Below are 25,749 nucleotides of genomic sequence, written 5' to 3'. Positions count from 1 at the left end.
GCGAAAAGGGGAACGCCCGGGCACTGCGCGCCATTCATCCCGGCGTGCCATTGGTGATTGGCTGGAGGGATCTGCGCACCACTAGATCATCTAAAATGGGAGAGCGTAATGATCTATCCACCAACAGATCGGGTTGATGTTGTCGACGAGTATTTCAGCCAGAGGGTCGCTGACCCTTACCGCTGGTTGGAAAATGACATTCGCCGCGATCCTGCTGTTTCGGCCTGGATTGAGGCGCAGAATGGGTTGTCCGCGCCTTATCTGGCGCGGCTTGCGGGCCGGGAGGTTTTTCGCGAACGCCTCGCAGCGCTGTTCGATCATGAACGCTTCACCACGCCGGAAAAGCGCGGCCAGCGTTATTTCTTCACACGTAATTCGGGGCTGGATAATCAAGCGGTACTCTGTGTCCGTGAGGGCGTGAATGGTCGGGATCGTGAGGTCATCAATCCAAACGCTTGGTCGACCGACGGCGCCACCGCGCTGGCGGAATGGACACCATCGGAGGATGGATCCCGTCTGGCTTATGCAGTCCAGGAGGGCGGCTCGGACTGGCGCAGCATCCGTGTTATTGATGTCGACAGTGGCACGCTCCTGGATGACGAGATCAAGTGGGCACGCTTCACCAACATCGCCTGGGTGAAGGACGGTTCGGGCTTTTTCTACTCTCGTAATCCCGAGCCGGAGCAGGATGCCGAATACGTGTCGCCGGCGCTCGGGCATGCGGTCTATTTTCATCGGCTGGGTACGGCGCAAAGTGAAGACCGGCTGATCCATGCGCCGGCGACCGACCTCCCGATGATCCATACAGTTGAAGTCACTGCCGACGGTCAATACGCGGTCATCTACTCGACCGCGCTGACCGGGGGCAATGGGGTCGTGCTACTTGACCTGGGCGAAGCCGATTGGCCAATCCGGACGGTCATCGATACGTTCGAGCATTCCTGGCTTCTGGTTGGCAACATCGGCACCAGGCTGTTCCTGTCCACCCAGTGGGGCGCAGAACGCGGCAGGATAGTGACGAAAGAACTTGCCCATGCTGACGCGGTGTTCGCTGAGCTCGTCGCCGAGCAGGACAGGGTACTCAAGTTCGGGGCTTTGGTCGGCAACCGTCTTATCGTTTCCTATATGCAGGACGCGAAGACCCAGATTGAGCCCTACAGGCTCGACGGAACGCCCGACGGCGCCGTTGAGTTGCCCGGCGTAGGCAGCGCTGGCGCCTTCTACGGTCGTCCCGGTGATGATGAAGCCTTTTTTGTGTTCACCAGTCACGATACGCCGACCCGTATCTACCGCTACGATGTTGCCAGTAATTCAATAACCGTCTGGGCGGAGCCAAGCGTCCCGGTTGATCTCGCCAATATCACGGTGGAGCAGCATTTTTACGCATCGAAGGACGGTACCCAGGTGCCGATCTTTACCGTCCGCCGCGCCGATGTGACAGCTCCCGCGCCTACCATCCTCACGGCCTATGGCGGGTTTGGTATCTCCATGGTGCCTTTCTATTCGCCTGCGGTAATGGCCTGGGTCGAGCAGGGCGGGGTTTATGCGGTGGCGAATATTCGTGGTGGGGGAGAGTACGGCAGAACCTGGCACGACGCCGGGCGTGGGCAACAGAAGCAGAACTCCTTCGATGACTTCATCGCCGCCGGGGAATTCCTGAAGCGCGAAGGCATCACGTTGTCAGACGGGCTTGCCATTCACGGCGAGTCCAACGGCGGTCTGTTGATCGGCGCCGTGGTCAATCAGCGGCCCGAGCTGTTTGCCGCCGCCATTATAAATGTCGGTGTGCTCGACATGCTGCGTTTCGGGCATTTCACCGGAGGGCAGTTCTGGACGCAGGAGTTTGGTAGCCCGGATGTCGAGGCGGATTTCCATAACCTGCTCAGCTATTCACCGCTGCACAATATCCGGCCTGGCGTGAGCTATCCGGCGCTCCTTGTCTCCACCGCCGACACGGACGATCGCGTAGTTCCCGCGCATTCTTTCAAGTACGTCGCGACGCTCCAGGCGTCCGATCTCGGCGCCCGGTCACGGTTGTTGCGCGTCGAGAGCCGTGCGGGTCACGGCTCCGGCAAGCCGACGGACAAGGCGATAGCAGAAGTTGCTGACATGTGGGCCTTTGCTGCCCATTGGGTTGGGCTGAGCGTAGGTTACCGCGTTTAACCCGTCGCACTGTCATCCAAACCCAAGACATTCATCCAATAGCCGGCGGCGGTGCTCTGCGACAGTGAGCGAACGCTTCAAACAAACCCTGCTTATAGAAGGTGAGCACTATGCAGAACCCCAAGCTTGAAGTCCTGACCCCCAGCAACTCCCAACTGATCTTTATCGACCAGCAGCCGCAAATGGCGTTTGGTGTGCAGAGCATTGATCGGCAGACGCTGAAGAACAATGTTGTCGGCCTGGCGAAGGCGGCGCGCATCTTCGACGTGCCGACGACTATCACCACGGTCGAAACCGACAGTTTCTCGGGGCATACCTATCCCGAACTGCTGGAAGTATTCCCCGACGCGCCACTTCTGGAGCGTAGCTCGATGAACTCCTGGGATGACCAGAAAGTGCGCGATGCGCTCAAGCGTAACGGGCGCAATAAAGTGATTGTGTCCGGCCTCTGGACAGAGGTCTGTAATAACACCTTCGCACTGTCTGCAATGCTCGAGGGCGGATATGAGATCTATATGGTCGCCGACGCCTCGGGCGGCACTACCCAGGCGGCCCACGACTACTCGATGCAGCGGATGATTCAGGCCGGAGTGGTGCCGGTAACCTGGCAACAGGTATTGCTGGAATGGCAGCGCGACTGGAAGAACCGTGACACCTACGACGAGGTAATGGCAGTCGCTAAAGAGCATTCCGGCGCCTATGGCATGGGTATCGATTATGCCTACACCATGGTGCACAAGGCTGAAGAACGGGTGAAGCACGGGCCTACGTTGGCCCCGGTTCACGCGAAGATCTAAACCGTTACGGGGCGGTTCTGACCGCCCTGATTCTGGAGCAGCCCCCATGGTCGAACAATTACCCGACATCGTGACGCTGGTCGTCCGACACCGCGTGCGGCCCGTACAACTCACCGCGTATGAAGCCTGGCTGCGCCGCACCATAGATGTCGCAGCTCAGTTTGAAGGCCACCTGGGTGTGAATGTGGCACGTAGTCGAGCTGCCGGTTTGACCAGCTTCACCATCGTGTTGCGTTTTTGTGGTCCCCAGCGATTGCAGACATGGCTCGAATCTCCTGAACGTAAACAATTGATCAACGAGGCGTTGCCGTTACTGGTCGAGGGGGACCAGACCGAAGTGAGTACGGTGAAGGACTTCTGGTTTACCCCGACTGGTTCGAATACTCAGCCGCCGCGCTGGAAACAGGTCTGCGTCACCTTTCTGGTGATATTGCCGCTCAGTCTGCTGGTGCCGCTGGCATGGCGGCCGGTATTCACCAGCATTCCTTGGCTGGGTGGTTACTTTGCCGCCAACCTTCTTATCACGGCCACCATCGTTGTGCTGGTGGTTTACCTCTTTATGCCCATGGTCACCGGCTGGTTTGCTGGTTGGTTAGGTGACGATGATGGAGCGACGTCATGACTGCTGACATCATTTTCTTCAATGGCGATCTGCACACGGTGGATCGCGAAAAGCCGCGGGCCAGAGCCGTAGCCATCAAGGATGGCAAGTTTGTAGCCGTTGGCAGTGATGCCGAAGCCATGGCGTTCCGCAGCGACGCCACCCAACTGGTTGATCTGCAGGGGCGCACGGTGATTCCCGGGTTGAACGACTCGCACCTGCATCTGATCCGTGGTGGCCTCAATTACAATCTTGAGCTGCGCTGGGAAGGGGTGCCTTCGCTGGCTGATGCACTGCGTATGCTCAAGGAGCAGGCCGACCGCACGCCAACGCCGCAGTGGGTAAGGGTGGTGGGCGGGTGGAACGAGTTTCAGTTTGCTGAACGCAGGATGCCGACGCTGGATGAGCTTAACCAGGCGGCGCCGTATACGCCGGTGTTTGTCCTGCATCTGTATGACCGGGCGCTGTTGAACCGAGCCGCGTTACGGGTAGTCGGGTATGACCGCAATACACCCAACCCCCCTGGCGGTGAAATTCAGCGCGATGCCAATGGTGAGCCGACCGGGATGCTGGTCGCCCGGCCCAACGCGATGATTCTCTATTCAACGCTGGCGAAGGGGCCGGCGCTGCCTCTCGAGTATCAGGTCAACTCCACGCGCCAGTTCATGCGTGAGCTGAACCGCCTGGGTGTGACCAGTGCGATTGACGCCGGTGGTGGGTTTCAGAATTACCCGGACGATTACGAGGTGGTGCGCGAGCTGGCGGAGAACGATCAATTGACCGTGCGTATTGCCTATAACCTCTTTACTCAGAAGCCCAAGGAAGAACTGACGGATTTCAAGAACTGGACCGGACAGGTGAAACCCGGGGATGGTGATGATTTCTTCCGCCACAACGGCGCAGGTGAAATGCTGGTGTTTTCTGCGGCGGATTTCGAAGACTTTCTTGAGCCACGTCCGGACCTTGCGCCGGAGATGGAGCAGGAGCTGGAGCCGGTAGTCCGCCACCTGGTGGAACAGCGCTGGCCGTTCCGTCTGCACGCTACTTATGACGAATCCATCTCGCGCATGCTGGATGTGTTTGAAAAGGTCAATCAGGATATTCCTTTCAATGGTTTGCCGTGGTTCTTTGATCACGCTGAAACCATTACGCCACGCAATATAGAGCGCGTGCGCGCGTTGGGCGGCGGCATCGCGGTTCAGCATCGCATGGCTTTTCAGGGCGAATACTTTGTTGACCGTTACGGCAGCAAGGCTGCGGAGCAGACGCCGCCGATTCAGCGGATGCTAGCCGAAGGCGTGCCGGTGGGCGCGGGTACGGACGCGACGCGGGTCGCCAGCTACAACCCCTGGACCTCGCTGTACTGGTTGGTCAGTGGCAAGACGCTGGGAGGACTGGCGCTGCATCCTGAAGGTTTGTCCCGGGCGGTCGCGCTTGAGCTCTTTACCCACGGCAGTGCCTGGTTCTCGTCAGAGCAGGGTAAGAAGGGTCAGTTGAAGGTCGGTCAGCTGGCGGACCTGATCGCGCTCAACGCCGATTTTTTCAGCGTCGAGGACGAGCAGATCAAATGGATTGAATCGCTGCTGACAGTGGTCGGCGGCAAGGTGGTGTATGCCGCCGGGGAGTTTGGGCCACTGTCTCCGGGTGAAATCCCGGTGATGCCGGACTGGTCGCCCGTTGCCCGGGTGCCCGGACACTGGAAACCCAGTGCTCCGCTGCAGGCCAGCGTTCATCACTGCTCGGGCCCCTGCGGTGTGCATGCCCATCAGCATGATCGGGTGCGGACGTCTTCAGTACCGGTCAGTGATTATCAGGGCTTCTGGGGCGCTTTCGGGTGTTCCTGTTTTGCCTTCTGATAATGCAGTGTCCGGCCCCGCTGCCTCGGCCTGGAGCCCGCTGCGCCATGCGACTTTCCGTTGGTTGTGGATTGCCAGCATAGCCTCGAACATCGGCACCTGGATGCATGAGGTGGGCGCCGGCTGGCTGATGACCGGTCTGTCGGCCAGCCCGATTGCCGTCGCCCTGGTGCAGGTGGCAGGTGCTGCGCCGATGTTCTTCCTGGCTTTGCCAGCCGGTGCGCTTGCCGATGTGATCGACAAACGGCGCTACCTGCTGGGGGTGCAGTTGTGGATGGCAACCACGGCGCTGGTGTTGGCATTGTTGACCGTCTCCGGTCTGGTAACCGTGCCTCTGCTGCTGGGGCTGACCGCCTGCATGGGCATTGGCACTGCGTTGATGATGCCGGCCTGGTCGGCACTCATTCCCGATCTGGTCGGCAAGACCGAGCTGCCTGCAGCGATAGCCTTATCCAGTGTCGGCACCAACGTTGCCCGGGCGGTGGGGCCGGCTATTGCCGGCGTGCTGGTCAGCCTGAGCGGCCCGTGGCTTACCTTCTCGTTGAACGCGGTATCTTTCCTGGCGGTGATGACGGTGCTGCTGTTCTGGAAAAGACCAGTTGAACCCTCGGTATTGCCGGCGGAGCGGTTGCTGGGCGCGATGCGCGTGGGGCTGGTTTTCAGCCTTGAGTCGCCGCCGGTGCTGCGGGTGCTGGCGCGAACCTTTGCATTCTTTCTGGGCGCCAGTGCCGGGATGGCGCTGCTACCGCTGATTGTCCGCGGCGAGATGCAGGGTAACGCCATGGATTTCGGTTTGATGCTGGGCAGTGTCGGTGCTGGCGCGTTGGTGGGAGCAGCCGTATTGCCGACCATCCGTTCACGTATCAGCAACCACCTGCTGGTTGTAGTAGCCAGCCTGGTGTATGCCGGGGTGCTGGCTGGGCTGGCGTTGCTGCGAGAGCTGGTCTGGTTGATTCCGATCATGGCACTCAGCGGTGTGGCCTGGATTTCGATATTGTCCAGTTTGCAGATCGCTGTGCAGACCTCGCTGCCGGCCTGGGTCCGGGCGCGGGTACTGTCCGTTTACATTCTCATCTTCTTTGGCAGCATGGCAGCGGGCGGTATTCTCTGGGGCGCCGTTGCCAGCCGCTTTGATCTGACATTCGCGCTGCTTTGTGCCAGCGCCACGCTGATTCTTGGCACAGTTGTCACGTTGCGTCTGGTCTTGCCGGTGACCGAGGCGGACGATCTGGTGCCGTCGCTTCACTGGCCGGTACCGCTGGCCCCACAGGACGAGGACGCTGATCGCGGACCGGTTATGGTGACGTTGGAGTATTGCGTCAAACGCGGAGACGCCGAACAGTTCACGCTGGCCATGGAGGAGGTCAGGGCAATGCGCCGGCGCAACGGTGCGCTGACCTGGGGGTTGGTCCAGAACACCGAGAATCCTGACAGCTGGCTGGAGTTCTTTATCGATGGCTCCTGGCTGGAGCACATGCGCCACCATGGGCGCGTCACCCGCGCAGACTGGCGCGTTGAGTCCGCTGCGCGGCGCTTTCAGCGATCTGATGTGAAGCTCGTAATAAAACACCACCTCATGCATAAGGCGCGTCGCTGATTGTCTTCCGTGGATTACCAGGTCTGTTTCATTCAGGGCGATTGGCTGTTGCCGACGGTATGGGACAAGTTCGAGCGCCACTTCAGGGCGTGCGGCTACGTTTGTAGTGTGTTGTCAATACCTGCTGTTGACGGAGTTCGATGGCAGCAGATCCTGCATGGTGATAGCCGTTCGTCGCTCATGGGACGTCTCGTCGATTTCTATGCGGAGCTGATTGCGGCCTATCCGACGCCGCCTATACTTATCGGGCATGCGTTGGGCGGGCTGGTTGTTCAATTGTTGCTGGATCGTGGACTTGGTGCGGCCGGCGTCGTTATCGCTCCGCGACCCCCGCAGGGTGTCTTCCCTGGTGCTGTTTCGCTGATGCATGTGCTCACAGCGAAGGTAGAGAGCCTGCACAGCATTCGCTTCCTCAGTCTGACGCCTGCGCAGTTTGCACGCCGGGTTGCTTATCCTTTGTCGGGGCGGACGATTTGCCCGCTCCATAAAAGGTTGATTGGGCGAGTTCCGCAACGACTGATGGCTGCGGCGGCAACAGGCGTTGGGTGCCGATTGCACTTCAATCGGGAGCGCGGCCCGCTATTGCTGGTTACCGGCGGTGACGACCGTATGGTTGCCAGTACCGTGGTTCACGCCAATTATCTCCATCAGCACCGGTCGTTGGCGCCGACGCATTACATCTGCTTTCCCGGCTACGGGCATCTGATCCTTACACAGCCGGGCTGGGAGGCGGTCGCGGACCGCATCCTTACGTGGCTCCAGCACCAACTGGGCTGGATTTGAATGTGCTTTCCACTGAGTGTTCAGGACAAGTAAGCGTGAAAGTGCGTGGGATAGGTATCCGTTTGCGAAAATATGTCACTTTGCTGCTTAGCCTCATGCTCGGTTGCGCTGCGTGTGCCAAGGTATCGGCGAGCATCTCTGACGATATGAGTCATCGCCGCTGGACTGCGAGCGACCAGGGCCCGAGTGCAGTGGGAGCGCTTGCGCAAACCGCTGATGGGTATCTGTGGCTTGGCACACATGACTCTTTGTATCGTTTTGATGGTTTCGAGTTCGAGAAATTTGTGTCGGCAGGCGATGAGGCGCTGGGGGTAGTCTCGACTCTGCTCAGTACCAGCAAAGGCCTGTGGGTAGGACTCCGGGCCGGCGGCGCGCGTTTGATCAACGCCAACGGCGTGTTGCAGCCGCTGGAGCTTGGCCTTCCCGGCGGGGTGGTATACAGCATGGCCGAGGACCAGCAAGGGCAAGTCTGGGTCGCGGCGGATGATGGTCTGGCACGGCGTGACGACACGGGGTGGCACATACTGGGAAAGGAGGCTGGCTTTCCCGAGCGGCATGCCAGGGCGGTGCATGTCGATGGCAATGGCTATGTATGGGCAGCAAGCGAGGAGAATCTATATATGCTCCCGCCCGGCGCGTCCGCATTCATTCAGCTTGCCACCTCCAGTCAGTCGATCAGCAAGATCACATCTTCCCCCGCGGGCGAGATATGGGTAACGGATCGTGCCAGAGATCGTCTGCTGCGTCTGAAGATGTCCGGTCACGCCGAACTTGGGTTTGTCGAGGAGGTTCCGGCGCCTCGCACTGTCAGTATCGTTGTGGATCACCACGGAGGCGCCTGGCTGGGCACGCTGAGCGCCGGTGTGCAGCGCTTGGCCGCGAGGCAATGGTACGGGGCTGCGAAAGATCAGGTTGCCGTCAGCCGTTACAGCGTGCGCGATGGGCTCAGCTCCGACAGGGTATTGGCTCAGCTCATTGACCGTGACGGTAGCCTGTGGGTGGGCACGGATGCAGGCCTGGATCGGTTCACCCCAAAAACACAGCACCCTCTCGTGCTGTCTGGGAGTGCGGGCGGCCATGCCCTGGCCGTCAGCGATGACGGCTCACTATGGATCGGTGCCGACAGTGGTGAGTTGGTGCGTCTGCAAAATGACAGGCGTTACTCCTTTGAGTTGGATATGCCTATCACCACGTTGGTAAACAGTCAGCAACACGGTTTGCTGATTGGCGGACATAAGGGCATTTTCTCGTTATCAGATGACGGGCCGGTGCACATAGCAACCTTACCTGTCGAATCTCCCCGCGAGGCTGCCGTCAGGGCGATGACGGTAGGCAAGAACGGCGACATATGGGTTTCCATCAACCGAGCCGGCTTGTTTGTCTGGACTGATGAGCAATGGCGACGCGTCGAGCCGGTCAGTGATGCAGAACGGCAGCTGATGCCTGTCATCGCGTCCCGAGACCTGACGGGCACCTTGTGGTTTGGCTACCGGGACAATCTCCTGGTGTCCGTTGACGGGCAGCACACCGAACGCTGGGGTGAGCAGCAGGGATTGGACATCGGCCATGTCACAGCGATGTTGCATCTGCCCGGGCGTACCTGGGTCGGCGGCCAGCACGGCCTGGCGTATCTGAAGGACGGGCGGTTTCATCGTCTGGATCTGCCTGCCGCCGGTTCCTTCGAGAATATCTACGGGCTGGTCGCCGTACCGGCGGCGAACAACGCAGACGAATCCGCACTGGATTTATGGATACACAGTCGCGGTGGCATCTTCAGGCTGCCCGCAACCGAGATCGAGCGGGTTGTAGCCGGGGGGCACACCTTGCTGTACAGCTCGCATGATCATATTGGCCGGCTGCCCATGGATCCATACAAGGTCTTGCCGCTGCCTACTGCGGTCTACACCGAAGAAGGCTCGCTGTGGTTCGCCACCGGAAGTGGGGTTGTCCGTGTTGATCCTCACCGCTCAAGGAGTACCACACGATTATCGGCTGTCATGGTCAAGTCGCTGATAGTGGACGGCACTGAGCTGGATATTTCTGCCACGCCGGTTCGGCTATCTGCGATGCCGCAGAAGCTGACTTTCAGCTATTCAGCGCTGAACCTCGCTGCGCCAGAGGCTATGCGTTTTCAGTACCGGTTGACAGGCCATGATTCTGACTGGATCGATGCGGGGCGGTCGAGGCAAGCGACTTTCTCATCTCTGCCTCCGGGTGATTACCGATTCGAGGTCCGAGCGCTGGGGGTAAACGGTAATCTCAGCCTACCGGACGCGGCATTGCCCATCAGGATCCCCCAGGTTTTCTATCTGCGCCCAGCTTTCCTTTTGGGTGTTTCATTAACGGTGCTGGTACTGGTGTTCTGGATGTCCCGCGTCTATACGCGCCGGGAAAAGGCAGCCCTCAGGACCCGCCTGGAAGAGCGCTTTCAGGAGCGCGAGCGCATCGCGCGCGAGTTGCATGACACTCTGCTGCAAAGCGTACAGGGCATGATGCTCAGCTTTCAGGCAGTCGCTGACAGCCTACCCAAAGGGTCTCGTGCTCGCGATTCAATGGGGCTGGCGCTGGATCGGGCCGAGGAGGTGATTGCTGAAGGCCGTGACCGAATCATGGGGCTGCGCGGCCAGATGGCGCCCACTGAGGATCTGCTTGTTGCGTTTCAGGCATTGAAACTGGAGGTCGACGTTCCCGGTACTGCAACCTACCGGGTGTGCAATGAGGGCGAGCCGCTTGCGCTGGAAAACAGCGTTCGAGATGCGTTCTACCAGGTGGGCAGGGAAGCTGTTTCCAATTCACTTCGCCATGCGCTGGCTACTCGGGTCAGTATTACTTTCATATATGCACCGGGCAAGTTCGAAATGCGCATTGTCGACGACGGGGTTGGCATTGACCCGCTTTATCAGCGAATGCGCGGGCGGCCTGAACACGGCGGGCTGAGGGGTATGTATGAGCGCGCCGAGAGAATTGGGGCCAGACTGTCGGTCAGGAGTAATGCTGGCAGCGGTACGCAGATCAGCTTGTCACTGCCTGCTGCCGTTGCCTATGAATCTACAACAAGCAGTAAGCAGACCCGCATCGGCGGGACAGGGTAGAGCTATGATCAGTCGCATGAAGCCCATCACGGTGTTGATCGTGGATGATCACCCGCTGATACGCGAAGGTATTACCGCGGTTATAGAAGGTTTCGACGACATCATGCTCGTCGGCGAAGCCTCCGATGGCCTGGAGGCTATCCGGCTGTATCGGACGCTGCAGCCGGATGTCACCCTCATGGACATGCAGATGCCGGAGCTCAACGGCATTGCTGCCATCAGCTCTATCATCTCGGAGTTTCCCCAGGCTCGCATCGCTGTACTGACGACCTACCGAGGTGATGTAAGGGCGCTGCAAGCAATCAAGGCGGGCGCGCGTGGCTATCTTTTGAAAAGCACTCTGCGTCATGAGCTCATCGACACCATCCGCGCCCTGGCCGCCGGAAAGCGACGCTTTCCCCCGGAAATCGCCGCAGAACTGGCCGCTCACATTGATCAGGACGGCTTGACTGGCAGGGAGCTTGAAGTGTTGCGACATGTCGCTTGTGGCCTGTCGAACAAAGAGACGGCTATTGCTCTGGCTATCGGCGAGGATACGGTGAAAGGGCACCTTAGAAATATCATGGACAAACTGGGAGCCAATAATCGCACCCATGCGGTGTCAATTGGCATTCAGCGAGGGATTATCGAACTCTCACAGTAGCTGGCGTTCCCCCCACTTTTGAGTTGATTCAGGCTGCCCCTTTTGGGTCTGTGAGCGGTTCGGTCATAGGGCCATCCTGTTCAGCCTACGGTGGCGAGCCAAGCGCGCCGCCTGGAACTGATCTCGGCCGAGGAGCGTGAGTCATGAACCAGAACGCGAATGTACATTACCCGTCGAACAGTACCCCGCCCCAACATCCAGAGTGGTTGAAGCAGAGCCGGCAAATGCTGGCGCTGCTAACGGAGACGGAGAGAGCGATTCATCGAGACCCGGACGCGGCGGCTGCTTATCTGGACCGTGCGATCGCTTTACTAGGCGCTGAAACTGACTCTGATCCTTCGCAGCACAAATCTAGAGGCGGGTTAGCCCGGTGGCAGGTTGCGCGTATTGACGAGTTCATAAAGCAACACCTGGATCAGAGCATACGAACCTCTGAGCTCGCTGCGCTATTGGGTCTGAGTGTCAGTCACTTTTCCCATGCATTCAAACAGACGACAGGAATGACGCCGCTGACCTATGTAGCTGCGAGGCGTGTGGAAGCGGCAGGGCAATATATGCTCTGTTCGGTGCACTCATTGAGCGACGTTGCTCTGGTGCATGGTTTTTGCGACCAGTCTCACTTTTGCCGGGTATTCAGGCGTGAAACGGGTTTGTCGCCGCAGACCTGGCGAAAGCTGCATTCGGGGAATTCCGCGCTGTGAGGCAAGGTTTGAATCTTGTTGCTGGCGCCTCTCGGCGCTGCGGTATCCATGCAGTTCAGCGAGTGAGAGCAGCCGATGCGGAGTTCATCCCGTTGACCCCACACTCATCCAAACCCCAGATAGCCATCCAATAATAAGTGGCACTGCATTGCGACAGTGCCATTGGCGAGTCGCAATGCTCAATCTAGTTGAAGCGCTTAACTTTTTCGGAGAAACACAATGGAAAAGCCCGAATTCACCGTCACACCCGGGTTCGGCGAGACGTTCCGCCAAACGCTGCATTTCTCGACCGCTGTCAAGATCGGAAACCGGGTGGAGACATCCGGTCAGGGTGGTTGGAACGATGACCTGCAAATCCCGGAGGCCATCGAGGAGGAGATTACCGCCGCCTTCCGCAATATCGAACTCGTTCTGGCGAAGGCCGGGGCGACCTGGGGTCATGTTATTCACGTCAATACATACCATGTCGGTGGCTTTCCGCCGATCGTCAACGACACGATCGTCAAACTGTACCGCCAGTACATGCCCAACCATGCACCGGTCTGGACCCAGTTGGGGGTTGAAGCACTGGGACTTCCTGCGATGCGTTTCGAGATTCGCGTCACCGCAATCATTCATTGAACAACGACACGGCGGAGTGTGACTGGGCACGTCCGTTCAGCCGCGCTGTTACCTTTGCGAGGGCACTTAGCAATGACTTCAGGACCTATTCTCCTGATGGGTATCTATATGGCGAGGATGTTAACGCCGCTGGTAATGATGGTTGTAGCGTCCAGAAGTGAGGCGGCTGATCCCGCATTTGAAACCTTCCGCTGGAACGAAGACTATCGCTATCTAGCTGAGAATACGCCGCGAAATACTTACGAAAACCTGAAGTATCAGCCGTTTGAGATGGCGGGTCACGAAGGGTTCGTTTCGTTCGGAGGATCAGTGCGCAGCCGTATCAACGCCTATGATAATGATCGGTTTGGATTGCAGGGTGGGGCGGACGGCACGGTTTGGTTGCAGCGCTTTTATGGGCATGCGGATATCCATCTCGGTGGCGGGTTTAGAGCCTTTGTCGAGTTGAGTGCAAACTATGCGGATGCGCGTGGTGACCTTGCGCCGGGCCCCTTTGATAAGGATAGGGCTGCAGTGGGTCAGGCATTCTTCGACTGGCAAACCGGGGATTCCCGGTGGCGGGTCGGTCGGCAGGAAATGGGGCTGGGGTCGGCGCGGCTTATGGGCACCCGGGACGGATCCAATGTCCGGCGCTCTTATGACGGGTTGCGGTGGGATGGCTCTTACGGTGGAGCACAGTGGAAGGCATTTTACCTCCAGCCAGTTGATGTGGAGGAAGGGGGATTCGACAACACGAGTCGCCGCGATGAATCCGTCTGGGGACTGTACAGTGCCTGGGCGCTTGGCCGCGGCAGCGCTGACTTTTATTACCTTGGCCTGGATCGAAAAGACGCTGTGTATGCTCAAGGTATGGAGAATGAAACTCGGCATTCGGTGGGGATACGTCTCTACGGTATGCAAAATGGCTGGGATTGGGATTTGGAAGCGCTGTACCAGTTTGGCGATTTTGGCGATTCCGACATTCGTGCCTGGACCGTGGCCAGCCTCGTTGGCTACCGATTTGCCGACGTGCGTTGGCAGCCACGAATTGCCTTGAGTGCCAACGTTGCCAGTGGAGACAGTGATCCTGATGATGGCCGACTTCAGACGTTTAATCCGCTGTTTCCGAACCTGGCTTACTTCGAGGAGGCAGCGATCTTTGCGCCTCAGAATTTTTACAATATCGAACCAGAGATCAGTTGGCGCCTGACTCCCCAGCTATCACTGGCGCTGGACTGGAACTTTTTCTGGCGTCTGGAGAAACAGGACGCTGTCTATGTTCGTGGATTGGCCCCTTTGCCAGGCACGGCGGTGGCGTCCGGAAATTTTGTGGCGCATACGCCGTCGATCAGTCTGGATTACCAATGGGGCCGGCACTTGAAGCTGGATCTGAGTGTCAGTCACTTTTTTGCGGAGGAGGTGATCAAGCAGGCAGGCGGAGGTGACGTGGACTTTTTCAAGACCCAGATTGAATGGAAGTTTTGATCCGTCATGGGGTAATCCCTTTACCCATCACACAATCATCCCTACGTCAGATGCGATCTATCCGTGAATAGCTTCACAAGTTGTCGTGATCGTGGTTTCGACGGTTGTCATCAATTTATGCACGGGGCACTTGGCGGCCACTTTTTCGAGACGATCGAGCTGGTTGGAATCCAATTTACCCTTGAGACCCAGACCAACCTGTAAATGGTATCTGCCAGATCGCTCTTCACTGCTGTCCCGGTCGACGGTTATCTGCACTTCTTCCAAAGGGATACCGGCTTTTTCTGCGTACATCAATAAAGTGATTGCCTTGCATGCAGCAAGAGCCGCGTCATAGAGGTCATGGGGATTGGGTCCGCCATCAGAATCCGTATCAAGCCGTGCGTCAGCAATTAGTTCGTGCTGGTCGAACTGGAGCAGTTGACGGAATTTGCCTAAATCACTTTTGGATAGTTTTATGGACATGAGGCGCACCCTAGGAATGGTCAGGAAAGCGTGCCCTCAACAGCTGAGGGCACGCGCTCAAGGTTACTTCTGCTGTGAGCCGAAGCTCTGCATCAGGTTGGAGTAATGCGGGAGGTGATTGCCCAGGATGCCACCAAAGCCTTCGACATCGTTGCGCCAGTCGCGATGCAGTTCACACCCCACAGCGAACCAGTTGAGCAGTTGCGCGCCAGCCGCCTGCATTCTGCTCCACGCGCCGTCCCGGGTTACCGGGTTGAACGTGCCTGATGCATCCGTCACGACAAACACATCAAAACCCTCTTCGATGGCCGATAGGGCAGGAAAGGCCACGCAAACCTCAGTGACAACACCGGCGATAAGCAGCTGTTTCTTGCCGGTCGCTTTTACTGCTTTGACGAAGTCTTCGTTGTCCCAGGCGTTTATCTGGCCGGGCCGCGCGAAGTAGGGCGCATCGGGAAATGCAGCCTTGACCTCCGGAACCATAGGGCCGTTCGGACCGTCTTCGAAGCTGGTGGTCAGGATGGTGGGAATATTGAAGAACTTGGCGATATCGGCCAGAGCCAGGACGTTGTTCTTGAACTCATCGGGAGAGAAGTCCCGCACCAGGGAAAGCAGGCCGGCCTGATGATCGACCATCAGCAGGGCTACGTCGTCTTTATCCAAGCGCTTGTATTCAAAAGCCATTTTCCGTCTCCACTTCAGTTGGTTTGCAACACTCTGCGCGCTGCATTCTTTGCGGCTGCTGGGGTTCTACGTAGCGCTCTCCTGTTACAGGCACGGGGAAGGGCGGTGCGTGCTTATGCACTATAGCCAAGCTTCGTTACCTGCTATTGGATAGCGGTACGAAATTGGGATGGTTCTGCGACGGCCTGGTCGAGTATCTCGTTGAATTCCAGCACATTCAGATCTGGATCGCGGATAAAGCAGACGTTGCGGCGACCATGCCCCATCATCACCGGGCCTTCGCTGATGCGGATGTTTTCGCGGTCAAGCCAGGCTACCAGCTCATCCATGCTGTCGATGATGAAGGCCGCATGGGTGTAGCCGGGCCGTTTGACCAGGGCATCCAGTAAGACATTGCCTTCGCTTGCGGTTTCGCCGTTATAAATCAGGTGGATACGCAAGCCGCCAGGGTGTACGAGGCCGCAGGCTTTGACTGCTGGGGCGTATTCCTCGGGATCGCGGAGGAAGCCGAGCTTGGCGTAGAAGGCTTCGGCTATCGCCAGGTCCGTGACGCGAATGCCGATATGGTCGAGACGTAGATTGTCAAAGTTCATATTGATCGCTCCTCAAGGGCAGGGCTCAGGCTTGCAGCCCGGCCCGTGTACGTTGAAAGGGAACAAAGCCGGGTAGCTCCTCGATCTGGCGCAGCCAGGCCTGGACTTGCGGGTAGCTGGTCAGGTCCACATTGCCTTCGGGGGCACGGGCGATATAGCTGTACAGCGCGACGTCTGCGATGGTGGGTTTCTCTGCGCTCGCGAGCCAGCGCTGCTCCTTCAGCGTCTGTTCCATGACCGCCAGTGTGGCGTAGGCGCGGCCGATGACTTCTTCTACGTTGAAGGGCGCACCGAATACGGTGATGAGCCGCGCGGCGCAGGCGCCGTAGGCGATCTTTCCGGCGGCTACCGACAACCACCGCTGCACCTGGGCTTCTTCCGCTGGCTCGTTCGGCAACCAATGCGAAGGCCCGATCTTGCGCGCTATGTAGACGAGGATCGCCAGTGAGTCGGCAATGATCACGCCGGCGTCGTCCAGCACGGGCACTTCGCCGAACGCGTTGAGGGCGAGAAAGGCCGGTTGCTTATGTTCGCCGGAGGACAGGTCGACCTCGATCAGTTGGTGCGGCACGCCGGTGAGCGAGAGGAACAGGGCGGCGCGATGCGCGTGCCCGGATAGTGGGTAGTGGTAGAGTTTCATGGCGAAGGTTCTCCGTATTGACGATGCAGCCATTCTGTCTGGTGATGGGAAGTGAGAGAATCAGTCCAGTTGGCACTTCACTATTGCGAAAACTGATATCAATCCACGGGGGCGGGCCATGGACAGACTCCGGACGCTAAGAACCTTTATCAGCGTGGCTGAGCACGCAAGCTTTGCCGAAGCGGGGCGACGGCTCAATTTATCGCCCACGACTGTCTCGCGGACGGTCGCTGCGCTGGAGTCGAGTCTCGGTGTGCAGCTGCTACGGCGCACCACACGCAGCGTGCGGCTGACCGACGAAGGCGCACTGTTTCTGGAGCGCTGCCGCGCCGGTATTGCCGAGATTGATCAGGCCTTCGATATAGTCCGGGGACGCCGTTCGGCGCCGAGCGGCATCCTGACGGTGACGGCTCCGCTCATGTTCGGTCGCTTGCATATTCAGCCGGTTATCGTCGAGCTGTTACGGGCGTATCCCGAGCTGCAGATCCGGTTTCTGCTGCTCGACCGGATGGTTAACCTGGTGGAGGAGGGGATTGATATTGCTGTCCGCATCGCTGACCTGCCTGACAGTTCACTGCATATGCTGCGGGTTGGGGAGGTCAGGCGGGTGTTCACCGCCAGTCCTGCTTATCTCGCAAAACACGGCCGTCCGACTTCCTTGTCCGACCTTCGCCAGCACGAGGTGATCTGGATCGAGGATGAGGCCGGTCCCCATCGCGGATGGGGGCTTGATGAGGTACGCCGCTTTGGTCGCTCCGCACGGTTGTCGGTCAACAATATGCAGTCAGCCGTTTCGGCGGCGGTCTCAGGTTTGGGTGTGATTCGGACAATGTCGTATCAGGTCGCTGATGAACTCGCCGCGGGCCGGCTCGAACTCCTGCTGACCGATGAAACCGCACCAACCTTGCCGGTTTCATTACTCTTTCAAACCGGGCGCAAGAATCATCCCAATGTGCGGGCCTTTATCGAAGCTGCCAAACAGCATCTGCAGGGAGCATCGCTGTAACCGCAGCTCCGTAGGGATTGCTGACGGGCAGCCCCGCGTCAGTCTGACGCGATCAAAACTGCCTGAACAACGCCGCCACCACAATACCAGCGGCAATCGCTGGAAGCGGCTTCTTCACCAGCAACATGACAACGCCAGTGGTCAGCAGTGCCAGCCGGGCTGCGGTGTCGCCATCCAGGGCCATGGGTGCCAACAGGGCGACCAGCACCGAGCCGGACATGGCGCTGATAAATTGCCGGACGCGAAAGCCGATGGGCACGAAGGACATGACATAGACGCCGCCCCAGCGGGTGGCCAGGGTGACTACCGCCATGACCAGTACCAGCAGCCAGGCGCCTGAACCTGTGGCGTCAACGCTCATGCTTGTTTCCCGCCCAAATGGTGCCGGCTATCCCGCCCGCCACTGCGCCGACCACGACATGGCTGTTCTCGGGCAGATAGCGGTAGGCCAACAGGGAGGCGGCGGCAGCGATTATCCAGATCACCAGTAGGCGCAGGTTCTTGTCGCCACTGACCGCCATGGCCAGCAGAAAGCAGCCCATCACCATATCCAACCCCAGTGCCTCGGGCGAATAGATGGCGCCGCCCAACAGCACCCCCAGCCAGGTGCCGATAACCCAGGACAGCCACAGCGCCAGGCCGCCGCCCAGTAACAGGCCTATGCCGGGGCGGCGATTGGCGAACGCCTGCATGGCCAGCGCCCAATTGGCATCCGAAGCCACCAGCATCACCCCATAACGTTGCCTTGCGGGCAGGTGTTGCAGCCAGGGGTAGAGCGTGGCGCCCATCAGCAGGTGTCGGGCATTGATGGCGAAGACGGTGATGCCCAAGGTAAGCAGTGGGACACTCGGACCCCACAACTCCAGCGCAGCGAACTGCGAGGCACCGGCAAACACCAGGGTGCTCATGGTGACGATCAGAGAATCGCTCAGGCCGGCCTGCGTTGCGGCTAATCCAAAGGCGGCGCCAAAGACCGCGACAAACAGGGAGATGGGTGCCAGCTGGATGAAGCCGGCCCATACAATGTGGCGGTCGAATTGGTGCAAGTGATGATCAGTGTCGGTCATGCCGTGATGATCGCTTATTTTGAGATCACTCCACCAGACAATCCACAGAATGCCGCACACTCCCATCTTCCTGCACCATCGGCCGCAGTCCATGTATATCGCTCTCGAACCCGGGGAATTGTTGATCCTGGGCCAGGGCGATGCGCAGGTAATCGGTGATCGCGCTGCTGTCTTCAGGGAAGCGCTCTCCGGGCATGATCACCGGGATGCCGGGCGGGTAGGGGACGAGCATGACCGCGCTGATGCGGCCGGCCAGTTGGTCGACCGGAACCATTTCCACCTGGCCGCGGACCATCTGTTGCCAGGCATCGGCGGGGCGCACGACGATCTCCGGTAGTTCGGTGTAGATCTGCCGCAATACGCGCACCATGCGCTGGGTCTTGTAGAAACGGTGCAGGTCCTGGCACAGGTCGCGCAGGCCCATGCCGGGGTAATGACCGCTGCGGGCGATCGCGGGCAGGGTCAGTTCCAGCGGGGCGTTGCTGTCGTAGAGGCGTTTGAATTCCTGCAGTTCGGAGACCAGCGCGCTCCATTTACCCTTGGTGATGCCCAACGAGAACAGGATCAGGAAGGAATACAGGCCGGTCTTCTCCACCACCAGGCCGCGTTCGGCCAGGAAACGGGTAACGATGGCGGCGGGGATGCCGGTGCGGCCCAGCCGGCCATGTTCTTCGACGCCGGGGGTCAGCAGGGTGACCTTGATCGGGTCGAGCAGGGCGTAGTCGTCGGCCATCTCGCCGAAGCCGTGCCAGTCAGCGTGGTTGTCCAGAGTCCAGTCGCTGGCTTGCAGCTCTTCGTTATCCAACGCCTGTTCCGGCTCCCAGACATCAAACCACCACTCATCTTCGGCCAGCCGTTCGGCAGTCTGTTGCATGGCGCGGCGGAAGGACAGCGCTTCGTCCAGCGTTTCCTGTACCAGCGAGCGACCGGGCTCGCCGGCCATCATGCCGGTGGCCACATCGATCGAGGCAATGATGCCGTAATGCGGTGAGGTGGAGGTGTGCATCATGAAGGCTTCGTTGAAGCGCTCCACATCCAGCTGCTGTTCGACGCTGTTCTCGGCGAGGATGATCGAGGCCTGGGACAGCGCGGCCAGCACCTTGTGCGGCGACTGGGTAGCGAACACCAGCGGGTGTTGGGCGCGGTCGAAGCCGCGCTTGCTGCCCATGCCATGGCGTCCCGCATAGAACTCATGGAAGGCCGCATAGCCGTACCAGGCCTCATCGAAGTGCAGTACCTCCACGGCGTCTTCCAGCTCATCCTTGATCAATTCGGCGTTGTAGCACAGGCCGTCGTAGGTGGAGTTGGTCAGCACGGCCAGGCGGATGCGCGGGGCACGCCCCTGCAACAATGGGTGTTCGGCCAGGCGCTGGCGCAGGTTCTGTGGGGAGAAGGAATCCAGGCTGATGGGGCCGATAATGCCGTAGTCGTTACGCGAGCCGGTCAGGTACACCGGTATCGCTCCGGTCATGGTGATCGCATGCAGGATGGACTTGTGGCAGTTGCGGTCGACCAGTACCACGTCATCCCGGGTGACAAAGGCGTGCCAGATGATCTTGTTGGCGGTGGAGGTGCCGTTGATTACATAGAAACTGTGGTCGGCGCCGAAGGTGCGGGCGGTATTGGCTTCGGCTTCGGCGATGGGGCCGTTGTGATCCAGTAGCGAGCCCAGGCCGGGCACCGAAACGGACAAGTCCGAGCGCAGGGTGTTTTCCCCAAAGAAGTCATGGAAGGCGCGGCCCACCGGGCTCTTGCGAAAGGCCACACCACCGCCGTGGCCCGGCGAGTGCCAGGAGTAGCTGGCGCGGCCGGTATAGTCGAGCAGGGCCTTGAAGAACGGCGGTAGCAGCTGCGACAGATAGGCCCGGGCGGTGCGGGCGATCTGGCCGGCGATAAAGGGCATGGTGTCTTCGAACAGGTAGATGATGCCGCGCAGCTGGTGCAGGTCGCGCAGATTGCTCAGCAACTGGTTATCCAGGGCCTGGGCGGTACTCAGGGCCATGATCGGCAGTTCTGGCGAGCGTGAATGGGCGGCGGCGAACAGTTTGCGGACCGGCTCCAGCCCCTGCTGGGCATCATTTTCGGCACTGAAGAGGATGCAGGACAGCCCGCGGTGGGCCTCGGCGACCAGGCGGCCCTCATCCAGGGAGGTGGTGGAAAGTACTTCGAAGCCTTCATGCTTCAAAGCATCGAAGAGTTCGTCGAGCTGCTGGCCGGCGACATTGCCGCGTCCACAGTCAGGATTGATCACCAGAATCGGGAAATGCAGATGCTTGAACATGCGGTCTCCTACATGGGGGCTGTATGACAGTGTTGTGCTGCGCCGGGGGATTGGCAAGTTCGCCGCAGGGGTAGCATGGCCTCGCTGTCGCCGTCGGGAATGATATGCTGCACGCCCTACGTTATGTCTTGCCGGGAGACCGAGTGTGAAATGGGATCTGGAAAACCCCTTTATCGATGAGATTCGTGTGCTGCCAGAGGATATCGACGAGCTGGGGCATGCCAACAATGCGGTCTATGTACGCTGGCTGGAGCGCTGCGCCTGGCAGCATTCGCGGTCGCTTGGGCTGGGGCTGGATGAATATCAGCAACTGGACCGGGCCATGGTAGTGGTGCGTCACGAGATCGATTATCTGGCGGCGGCCTACCTGGATGAAGAGCTGTGCATGGGCACCTGGATCGTCAGCTGGGACAGCAAGCTGCGCATGACGCGTCAGTTTCAGCTGTGCCGGCCGCGCGATGGTGCCACGCTGCTGCGCGCCCACACCACCTTCGCCTGTGTCGAGCTGAGCAGTGGACGGCCGCGGCGGATGCCGCGGGAGTTCATCGAGTTGTATGGCAAGGCGATCGTTACGGTTTAACGATACTCGCAGAGGTAGGCGGTATCCTGTTCTACCTGCAGATTGAAGCGGCTGTTGGCCGGCACGGTGAACCGGGTGCCGGCGCCGAACTCTTCCCAGACGTCACTGCCAGGCAGCTTGACGGTCAGTTGGCCGGTGATGACATGCATGATTTCCAGGCTGCCGGTGCCGAATTCGTATTCGCCGGGGGCCATGACGCCGACAGTGGCCGCGCCTTCGGGCTGGCGAAAGGCAATGGAAGCTACTTTTCCTTCGAAATACTGATTGGTATTGAACATCCGGTGACTCCGTGGACGGCGTAAAAGGGCGCACATTATGCCTGTCGCGCTGCTCGCCAACCAGAGCCGGAATCGATGGCGATCGCCCCCGTGTGGCTGGCCGATGACCTCAAGCCTGCTATGATCCAGCGGTCGTCCTCCGGTATGTCCTGAACTACCATGCCGCATGGGTCCGGGGGCAGGAATCGAATTGATGAATCGGGGAGTCTGTATGGCCAATGTAGCCTTTGTAGGTCTTGGGGTAATGGGGTATCCGATGGCGGGGCATCTGGCCCGGGCCGGACACGAGGTGACGGTATACAACCGCTCAGCTGAAAAAGCGGCGGCCTGGGTAGCAGAGTACGGTGGCAGGGCCTGTGCTACGCCAGCGGAAGCGGCGGCGGAGCAGGATTTTGTAATGATCTGCGTGGGCAATGATCAGGACCTGCTGCAGGTGGTGGACGGGCCGGAGGGTATTCTTGCCGGGGCGCGCACTGGCACGGTTATCGTCGATCACACCACTGCCTCGGCAGGTGTGGCGCGCCAGGTGGCGCAACTGGCTGCTGAGCGGGGCGTGGGTTTTCTCGACGCGCCGGTATCGGGCGGGCAAGCGGGAGCTGAGCATGGCCAATTGACAGTCATGGTCGGCGGTGAGGAGTCGGTGTTCGATCTCGCGCGGCCGGTTATCCATCATTACTCCAGAATGATTCGTCTGATGGGCCCGGTAGGCAGTGGTCAGCTGACCAAGATGGTCAACCAGATCTGCATTGCCGGCGTGGTACAGGGGCTGGCCGAGGCGCTGAATTTTGCCGAATGTGCCGGTCTGGACGGAGAAGCGGTGGTCTCGGTGATCAGCAAGGGCGCCGCTCAGTCCTGGCAGATGGAGAACCGTCACAAGAGCATGCTGGCCGGTGAGTATGACTTCGGCTTTGCCGTGGACTGGATGCGCAAGGACCTGGCCATCGTGCTGGATGAATCCCGCCGCAATGGTGCGCAGTTGCCGGTCACGGCGCTGGTGGATCAGTTTTATGCCGATGTGCAGCAGATGGGCGGTAATCGCTGGGATACATCAAGTCTGATTGCCAGACTCAAGAACGGAAAATAAAATACGCGGCGCCCGGCCATCGGGCGTTCCCGTATTCCGTCACGAGATGCTGTGCTTCCATGAAATGTCGAGAAGGCTGTGGTGCTTGCTGCGTAGCGCCCTCTATTACTTCACCCATCCCCGGCATGCCCCAGGGCAAGCCGGCGGGTATGGCTTGTATCCACCTGGCCGCGGATCGGCGCTGCAATATCTTTCACTCTCCGGATCGGCCGGCAGTCTGCGCGGGCTTCATGGCCGATGCGCAGGTATGTGGCAACAATGCCGAAGAGGCGTTGCAGATCCTGACCTGGTGGGAGCAGGCCACAGCTTGCTGAGTTTGCCAGCCAGACACAAAAAAGCCCGCAGATGCGGGCTTTTTCATACCTGAGCGGCGACTTAGTTGTTCGGGTAGTCGCGCTTGGTGTGGCCGGTGTACAGCTGGCGCGGACGACCGATCTTGTACGGATTGCTGATCATCTCGTTCCAGTGCGCGATCCAGCCCGGGGTGCGGCCGGTGGCGAAGATCACGGTGAACAGCTCGGCAGGAATGCCGATGGCCTTGAGAATGATGCCGGAGTAGAAATCGACGTTCGGGTACAGGTTGCGCTCGACGAAGTAGGGATCGCTCAGGGCGATTTCTTCGAGCTTCATGGCCAGTTCCAGCTGCGGATCATTGATGCCCAGCAGGCCCAATACCTCGTCACAGGTCTCTTTCATGACCTTGGCGCGCGGGTCGAAGTTCTTGTACACGCGGTGGCCGAAGCCCATCAGCTTGAAGGGGTCGTCCTTGTCCTTGGCCTTGGCGATGAAGGTATCGATGTTGGATACATCACCGATTTCATCCAGCATGCGCAGTACGGCTTCGTTGGCGCCCCCATGAGCCGGTCCCCACAGCGCGGCGATGCCGGCGGCGACACAGGCGAAGGGGTTGGCACCGGTGGAGCCCGCCAGACGGACGGTAGAGGTCGAGGCATTCTGCTCATGGTCGGCATGCAGCACGAAGATGCGATCCATGGCGCGGGCCAGGATCGGATCGATCGGCTTGATCTCGGCCGGGGTGTTGAACATCATGTGCAGGAAGTTTTCCGAGTAGCTCAGCTCGTTGTTCGGGTACATCAGCGGCTGGCCCATGGAGTACTTGTAGACCATGGCGGCGATGGTCGGCATCTTGGCGATCAGGCGAATGGCCGAGATTTCGCGATGCTGAGCGTTATTGATGTCCAGCGAGTCGTGGTAGAAGGCGGACAGGGCACCCACTACGCCGCACATGATGGCCATTGGGTGGCCATCGCGACGGAAGCCGTTGAGAAAGTTCTTTAATTGCTCGTGCACCATGGTGTGGTTCTTGATGGTGCTGTCAAACTTCTGCTTCTCTTCTGCGTTGGGCAGTTCGCCCTTGAGCAGCAGGTAGCAGGTTTCGAGGAAATCAGATTTTTCTGCCAGCTGTTCGATCGGGTAGCCCCGATGCAAGAGAATTCCGTTATCGCCATCAATGAAGGTGATCTTGGATTCGCAGGACGAGGTCGCCATGAAACCGGGATCGAAAGTGAAGACGCCTTCGGCTGTCAGGCCGCGAACATCTATGACGTCCGGCCCCAAAGTGCCCGAATAGACAGGCAGATCGATGGGGGCAGCGCCCTCGATGATCAACTGCGCTTTTTTGTCAGCCATTGATGGCCTCCTGTTTTGCTGTATCGAAAGTGTGACCCCCCACGCAGGGCCCGCATCACTATAAAGTCAAAAACCCGTTTGTCAATTCTACCGATTGAGTTTGCAAATCGTCGTTATTCAAAGGTTTCATTGGTAAGCGGATATGTGCGCAATTGTCGCAGTTGCCTGGCTGATGTCCAGCTGCGAAGGCCGAGGGCAGGGGTTTTGCAGATTGTAATCAGACGCCCGAATCACTATACTCCTTGACCGGCAAAAGTGACCCATTCGGCTTCTTCCATGAAGCTGCGCCGCGCGTCATTTGGGTGTGATCCACACCTTCCTATAACCAGCCCTGACCACAGGGCCATGAGTGTGAAGATAGCCGTGAATAGCAAAAGACCTGTCAATCTAGATCTCAGGACAATCAAGCTTCCTGTTACCGCCTATACGTCTATTGCTCACCGAGTGTCGGGAATCATTCTGTTCATCGCCATTGCAGGTCTGCTTTGGATGCTGAGCACATCATTGAGTTCCGAAGCCGGTTTCGAGCAAGTCAAGGCATGCCTGCAAAATCCGTTCGCCAAGCTGGTGCTCTGGGGTGTCCTGTCCGCCCTGCTGTATCACCTGGTAGCGGGTATTCGTCACCTGGTGATGGATGCTGGTGTCGGTGAGAGCTTGGAGGGTGGCCGACTTGGTTCCAAGCTGGTGATCGTTATCGCCGTCGTTCTGATTGTTCTTCTGGGAGTATGGATATGGTAACCAACGTCACCAACCTGTCGCGCAGCGGCCTGTATGACTGGATGGCGCAGCGCGTTTCCGCCGTTCTGCTGGCGGCCTATACGCTGTTTCTGCTCGGTTACCTGATCTTCAATCCGGGTCTGACCTATGCCGAGTGGCAGGGTCTGTTCAGCAACAACGCCATGCGCATCTTCAGTCTGCTGACGCTGGTCGCGTTGAGCGTGCATTCCTGGGTCGGTATGTGGACCATTTCTACCGACTACCTGACGCCTATGGCTTTCGGCAAAGCCGCCACCGTACTGCGCTTCCTGTTCCAGGTGGTTTGCGGTCTGGCGATGTTCGTGCTGTTCGTCTGGGGTGTACAGATCCTGTGGGGTATTTGATCA

The 25,749-nt window shown here is 59.1% G+C and carries 26 protein-coding genes; 17 read left to right on the top strand and 9 right to left on the bottom strand.

Annotation, left to right across the window (positions count from 1 at the left end; translation table 11 throughout):
• Positions 1-108: 108 nt before the first annotated feature.
• The 11 genes from DHB74_RS07720 to DHB74_RS07670 all read left to right on the top strand — a co-directional run bounded on the left by DHB74_RS07720 (position 109) and on the right by DHB74_RS07670 (position 14,318).
• Positions 109-2,163, top strand: coding sequence for a prolyl oligopeptidase family serine peptidase (locus DHB74_RS07720; protein WP_499161165.1), 2,055 nt, complete (start codon positions 109-111; stop codon positions 2,161-2,163).
• A gap of 110 nt (positions 2,164-2,273) precedes the next feature.
• A complete protein-coding gene (locus tag DHB74_RS07715) occupies positions 2,274-2,960 on the top strand; it encodes a hydrolase (protein WP_499161164.1) in 687 nt (228 codons plus the stop codon).
• A 46-nt stretch (positions 2,961-3,006) separates the two neighbouring features.
• On the top strand, positions 3,007-3,582 hold the full coding sequence (locus tag DHB74_RS07710) for an antibiotic biosynthesis monooxygenase (RefSeq protein ID WP_499161163.1): 576 nt from the start codon (positions 3,007-3,009) through the stop codon (positions 3,580-3,582).
• A complete protein-coding gene (locus tag DHB74_RS07705; protein WP_499161162.1) occupies positions 3,579-5,417 on the top strand; it encodes an amidohydrolase in 1,839 nt (612 codons plus the stop codon). The genes DHB74_RS07710 and DHB74_RS07705 overlap by 4 nt, the downstream gene beginning before the upstream one ends.
• Positions 5,418-5,424: 7 nt before the next feature.
• The gene (locus DHB74_RS07700) at positions 5,425-7,014 is read left to right on the top strand and encodes an MFS transporter (RefSeq protein ID WP_499161383.1); all 1,590 of its coding nucleotides are present in this window, start codon (positions 5,425-5,427) and stop codon (positions 7,012-7,014) included.
• A 9-nt stretch (positions 7,015-7,023) separates the two neighbouring features.
• Positions 7,024-7,797 (top strand): alpha/beta fold hydrolase, encoded by a 774-nt coding sequence (locus tag DHB74_RS07695; RefSeq protein ID WP_499161161.1) that lies wholly within the window; start codon positions 7,024-7,026, stop codon positions 7,795-7,797.
• A 35-nt stretch (positions 7,798-7,832) separates the two neighbouring features.
• Positions 7,833-10,889 (top strand): sensor histidine kinase, encoded by a 3,057-nt coding sequence (locus tag DHB74_RS07690; RefSeq protein ID WP_499161160.1) that lies wholly within the window; start codon positions 7,833-7,835, stop codon positions 10,887-10,889.
• 4 nt (positions 10,890-10,893) lie between these two features.
• On the top strand, positions 10,894-11,532 hold the full coding sequence (locus DHB74_RS07685) for a response regulator transcription factor (RefSeq protein WP_499161159.1): 639 nt from the start codon (positions 10,894-10,896) through the stop codon (positions 11,530-11,532).
• Between the two features lie 143 nt (positions 11,533-11,675).
• Complete coding sequence (locus DHB74_RS07680) at positions 11,676-12,233, top strand: helix-turn-helix domain-containing protein (protein ID WP_499161158.1); 558 nt, start codon at positions 11,676-11,678, stop codon at positions 12,231-12,233.
• 219 nt (positions 12,234-12,452) lie between these two features.
• Positions 12,453-12,854 carry a RidA family protein gene (locus DHB74_RS07675; protein ID WP_499161157.1) on the top strand — a complete coding sequence of 134 codons (402 nt, stop codon included), beginning with the start codon at positions 12,453-12,455 and terminating at the stop codon, positions 12,852-12,854.
• 96 nt (positions 12,855-12,950) lie between these two features.
• Complete coding sequence (locus tag DHB74_RS07670; RefSeq protein WP_499161156.1) at positions 12,951-14,318, top strand: alginate export family protein; 1,368 nt, start codon at positions 12,951-12,953, stop codon at positions 14,316-14,318.
• A 57-nt stretch (positions 14,319-14,375) separates the two neighbouring features.
• Here DHB74_RS07670 and DHB74_RS07665 read toward each other — a convergent pair whose 3' ends face one another.
• The 4 genes from DHB74_RS07665 to DHB74_RS07650 all read right to left on the bottom strand — a co-directional run bounded on the left by DHB74_RS07665 (position 14,376) and on the right by DHB74_RS07650 (position 16,700).
• Complete coding sequence (locus DHB74_RS07665) at positions 14,376-14,783, bottom strand: OsmC family protein (protein ID WP_499161155.1); 408 nt, start codon at positions 14,781-14,783, stop codon at positions 14,376-14,378.
• Between the two features lie 63 nt (positions 14,784-14,846).
• Positions 14,847-15,467: an isochorismate family cysteine hydrolase YcaC gene (gene ycaC / locus DHB74_RS07660; protein WP_499161154.1), complete on the bottom strand. Its 621-nt coding sequence runs from the start codon at positions 15,465-15,467 to the stop codon at positions 14,847-14,849.
• 143 nt (positions 15,468-15,610) lie between these two features.
• Positions 15,611-16,060: a VOC family protein gene (locus tag DHB74_RS07655; RefSeq protein WP_499161153.1), complete on the bottom strand. Its 450-nt coding sequence runs from the start codon at positions 16,058-16,060 to the stop codon at positions 15,611-15,613.
• Positions 16,061-16,085: 25 nt separating this feature from the next.
• Positions 16,086-16,700, bottom strand: a complete 615-nt coding sequence (locus DHB74_RS07650; protein WP_499161152.1) for a glutathione S-transferase family protein — start codon at positions 16,698-16,700, stop codon at positions 16,086-16,088.
• A gap of 118 nt (positions 16,701-16,818) precedes the next feature.
• Between DHB74_RS07650 and DHB74_RS07645 the strand changes: the two genes are divergently transcribed.
• Positions 16,819-17,706, top strand: coding sequence for a LysR family transcriptional regulator (locus tag DHB74_RS07645; protein WP_499161151.1), 888 nt, complete (start codon positions 16,819-16,821; stop codon positions 17,704-17,706).
• Between the two features lie 52 nt (positions 17,707-17,758).
• On the opposite strand, the gene DHB74_RS07640 is transcribed toward DHB74_RS07645, so the two are convergent.
• From DHB74_RS07640 to DHB74_RS07630, 3 genes are read right to left on the bottom strand one after another with little or no spacing between them, the layout of a single operon-like run.
• Complete coding sequence (locus DHB74_RS07640) at positions 17,759-18,067, bottom strand: AzlD family protein (RefSeq protein ID WP_499161150.1); 309 nt, start codon at positions 18,065-18,067, stop codon at positions 17,759-17,761.
• A complete protein-coding gene (locus DHB74_RS07635; RefSeq protein WP_499161149.1) occupies positions 18,057-18,773 on the bottom strand; it encodes an AzlC family ABC transporter permease in 717 nt (238 codons plus the stop codon). The genes DHB74_RS07640 and DHB74_RS07635 overlap by 11 nt, the downstream gene beginning before the upstream one ends.
• Before the next feature lie 25 nt (positions 18,774-18,798).
• Entirely contained in the window at positions 18,799-21,054 is a 2,256-nt protein-coding gene (locus DHB74_RS07630) for an Orn/Lys/Arg family decarboxylase (RefSeq protein WP_499161148.1), read from the bottom strand.
• A 145-nt stretch (positions 21,055-21,199) separates the two neighbouring features.
• On the opposite strand from DHB74_RS07630, the gene DHB74_RS07625 reads away from it, so the two are divergent.
• Positions 21,200-21,634 carry an acyl-CoA thioesterase gene (locus DHB74_RS07625; protein ID WP_499161147.1) on the top strand — a complete coding sequence of 145 codons (435 nt, stop codon included), beginning with the start codon at positions 21,200-21,202 and terminating at the stop codon, positions 21,632-21,634.
• On the opposite strand, the gene ppnP is transcribed toward DHB74_RS07625, so the two are convergent.
• Positions 21,631-21,912: a pyrimidine/purine nucleoside phosphorylase gene (ppnP, locus tag DHB74_RS07620; RefSeq protein WP_499161146.1), complete on the bottom strand. Its 282-nt coding sequence runs from the start codon at positions 21,910-21,912 to the stop codon at positions 21,631-21,633. The genes DHB74_RS07625 and ppnP overlap by 4 nt on opposite strands.
• 211 nt (positions 21,913-22,123) lie before the next feature.
• Here ppnP and DHB74_RS07615 point away from each other — a divergent pair, with 211 nt between their 5' ends.
• Positions 22,124-22,996: an NAD(P)-dependent oxidoreductase gene (locus DHB74_RS07615; RefSeq protein WP_499161145.1), complete on the top strand. Its 873-nt coding sequence runs from the start codon at positions 22,124-22,126 to the stop codon at positions 22,994-22,996.
• 59 nt (positions 22,997-23,055) lie between these two features.
• Positions 23,056-23,310, top strand: a complete 255-nt coding sequence (locus DHB74_RS07610; RefSeq protein WP_036992528.1) for a YkgJ family cysteine cluster protein — start codon at positions 23,056-23,058, stop codon at positions 23,308-23,310.
• Positions 23,311-23,371: 61 nt separating this feature from the next.
• Here the strand turns inward: DHB74_RS07610 and gltA are convergent, their stop codons facing one another.
• Positions 23,372-24,646: a citrate synthase gene (gene gltA / locus DHB74_RS07605; protein WP_499161144.1), complete on the bottom strand. Its 1,275-nt coding sequence runs from the start codon at positions 24,644-24,646 to the stop codon at positions 23,372-23,374.
• 351 nt (positions 24,647-24,997) lie between these two features.
• Between gltA and sdhC the strand changes: the two genes are divergently transcribed.
• Both sdhC and sdhD read left to right on the top strand, forming a co-directional pair.
• Positions 24,998-25,384, top strand: a complete 387-nt coding sequence (sdhC, locus tag DHB74_RS07600; protein ID WP_143063068.1) for a succinate dehydrogenase, cytochrome b556 subunit — start codon at positions 24,998-25,000, stop codon at positions 25,382-25,384.
• A complete protein-coding gene (sdhD, locus tag DHB74_RS07595) occupies positions 25,378-25,746 on the top strand; it encodes a succinate dehydrogenase, hydrophobic membrane anchor protein (protein ID WP_036992526.1) in 369 nt (122 codons plus the stop codon). The genes sdhC and sdhD overlap by 7 nt, the downstream gene beginning before the upstream one ends.
• The last annotated feature ends 3 nt before the right edge of the window (positions 25,747-25,749 follow it).

This window comes from Pseudomonas sp. G11-1, assembly GCF_024031555.1.
GTDB lineage: Bacteria > Pseudomonadota > Gammaproteobacteria > Pseudomonadales > Pseudomonadaceae > Halopseudomonas > Halopseudomonas bauzanensis.
This window is presented reverse-complemented; position numbering and strand designations above follow the sequence as displayed.

Coding starts and splice junctions, on each gene's coding strand:
- DHB74_RS07655 (WP_499161153.1), bottom strand. CDS start 16,060: ATGAACTTTGACAATCTACGTCTCGACCATATCGGCATTCGCGTCACG.
- DHB74_RS07635 (WP_499161149.1), bottom strand. CDS start 18,773: ATGACCGACACTGATCATCACTTGCACCAATTCGACCGCCACATTGTA.
- DHB74_RS07710 (WP_499161163.1), top strand. CDS start 3,007: ATGGTCGAACAATTACCCGACATCGTGACGCTGGTCGTCCGACACCGC.
- DHB74_RS07640 (WP_499161150.1), bottom strand. CDS start 18,067: ATGAGCGTTGACGCCACAGGTTCAGGCGCCTGGCTGCTGGTACTGGTC.
- sdhD (WP_036992526.1), top strand. CDS start 25,378: ATGGTAACCAACGTCACCAACCTGTCGCGCAGCGGCCTGTATGACTGG.
- DHB74_RS07680 (WP_499161158.1), top strand. CDS start 11,676: ATGAACCAGAACGCGAATGTACATTACCCGTCGAACAGTACCCCGCCC.
- DHB74_RS07645 (WP_499161151.1), top strand. CDS start 16,819: ATGGACAGACTCCGGACGCTAAGAACCTTTATCAGCGTGGCTGAGCAC.
- DHB74_RS07615 (WP_499161145.1), top strand. CDS start 22,124: ATGGCCAATGTAGCCTTTGTAGGTCTTGGGGTAATGGGGTATCCGATG.
- ycaC (WP_499161154.1), bottom strand. CDS start 15,467: ATGGCTTTTGAATACAAGCGCTTGGATAAAGACGACGTAGCCCTGCTG.
- DHB74_RS07630 (WP_499161148.1), bottom strand. CDS start 21,054: ATGTTCAAGCATCTGCATTTCCCGATTCTGGTGATCAATCCTGACTGT.
- DHB74_RS07675 (WP_499161157.1), top strand. CDS start 12,453: ATGGAAAAGCCCGAATTCACCGTCACACCCGGGTTCGGCGAGACGTTC.
- gltA (WP_499161144.1), bottom strand. CDS start 24,646: ATGGCTGACAAAAAAGCGCAGTTGATCATCGAGGGCGCTGCCCCCATC.
- DHB74_RS07650 (WP_499161152.1), bottom strand. CDS start 16,700: ATGAAACTCTACCACTACCCACTATCCGGGCACGCGCATCGCGCCGCC.
- DHB74_RS07715 (WP_499161164.1), top strand. CDS start 2,274: ATGCAGAACCCCAAGCTTGAAGTCCTGACCCCCAGCAACTCCCAACTG.
- DHB74_RS07610 (WP_036992528.1), top strand. CDS start 23,056: ATGAAATGTCGAGAAGGCTGTGGTGCTTGCTGCGTAGCGCCCTCTATT.
- DHB74_RS07705 (WP_499161162.1), top strand. CDS start 3,579: ATGACTGCTGACATCATTTTCTTCAATGGCGATCTGCACACGGTGGAT.
- DHB74_RS07720 (WP_499161165.1), top strand. CDS start 109: ATGATCTATCCACCAACAGATCGGGTTGATGTTGTCGACGAGTATTTC.
- DHB74_RS07670 (WP_499161156.1), top strand. CDS start 12,951: ATGGGTATCTATATGGCGAGGATGTTAACGCCGCTGGTAATGATGGTT.
- ppnP (WP_499161146.1), bottom strand. CDS start 21,912: ATGTTCAATACCAATCAGTATTTCGAAGGAAAAGTAGCTTCCATTGCC.
- DHB74_RS07665 (WP_499161155.1), bottom strand. CDS start 14,783: ATGTCCATAAAACTATCCAAAAGTGATTTAGGCAAATTCCGTCAACTG.
- DHB74_RS07685 (WP_499161159.1), top strand. CDS start 10,894: ATGATCAGTCGCATGAAGCCCATCACGGTGTTGATCGTGGATGATCAC.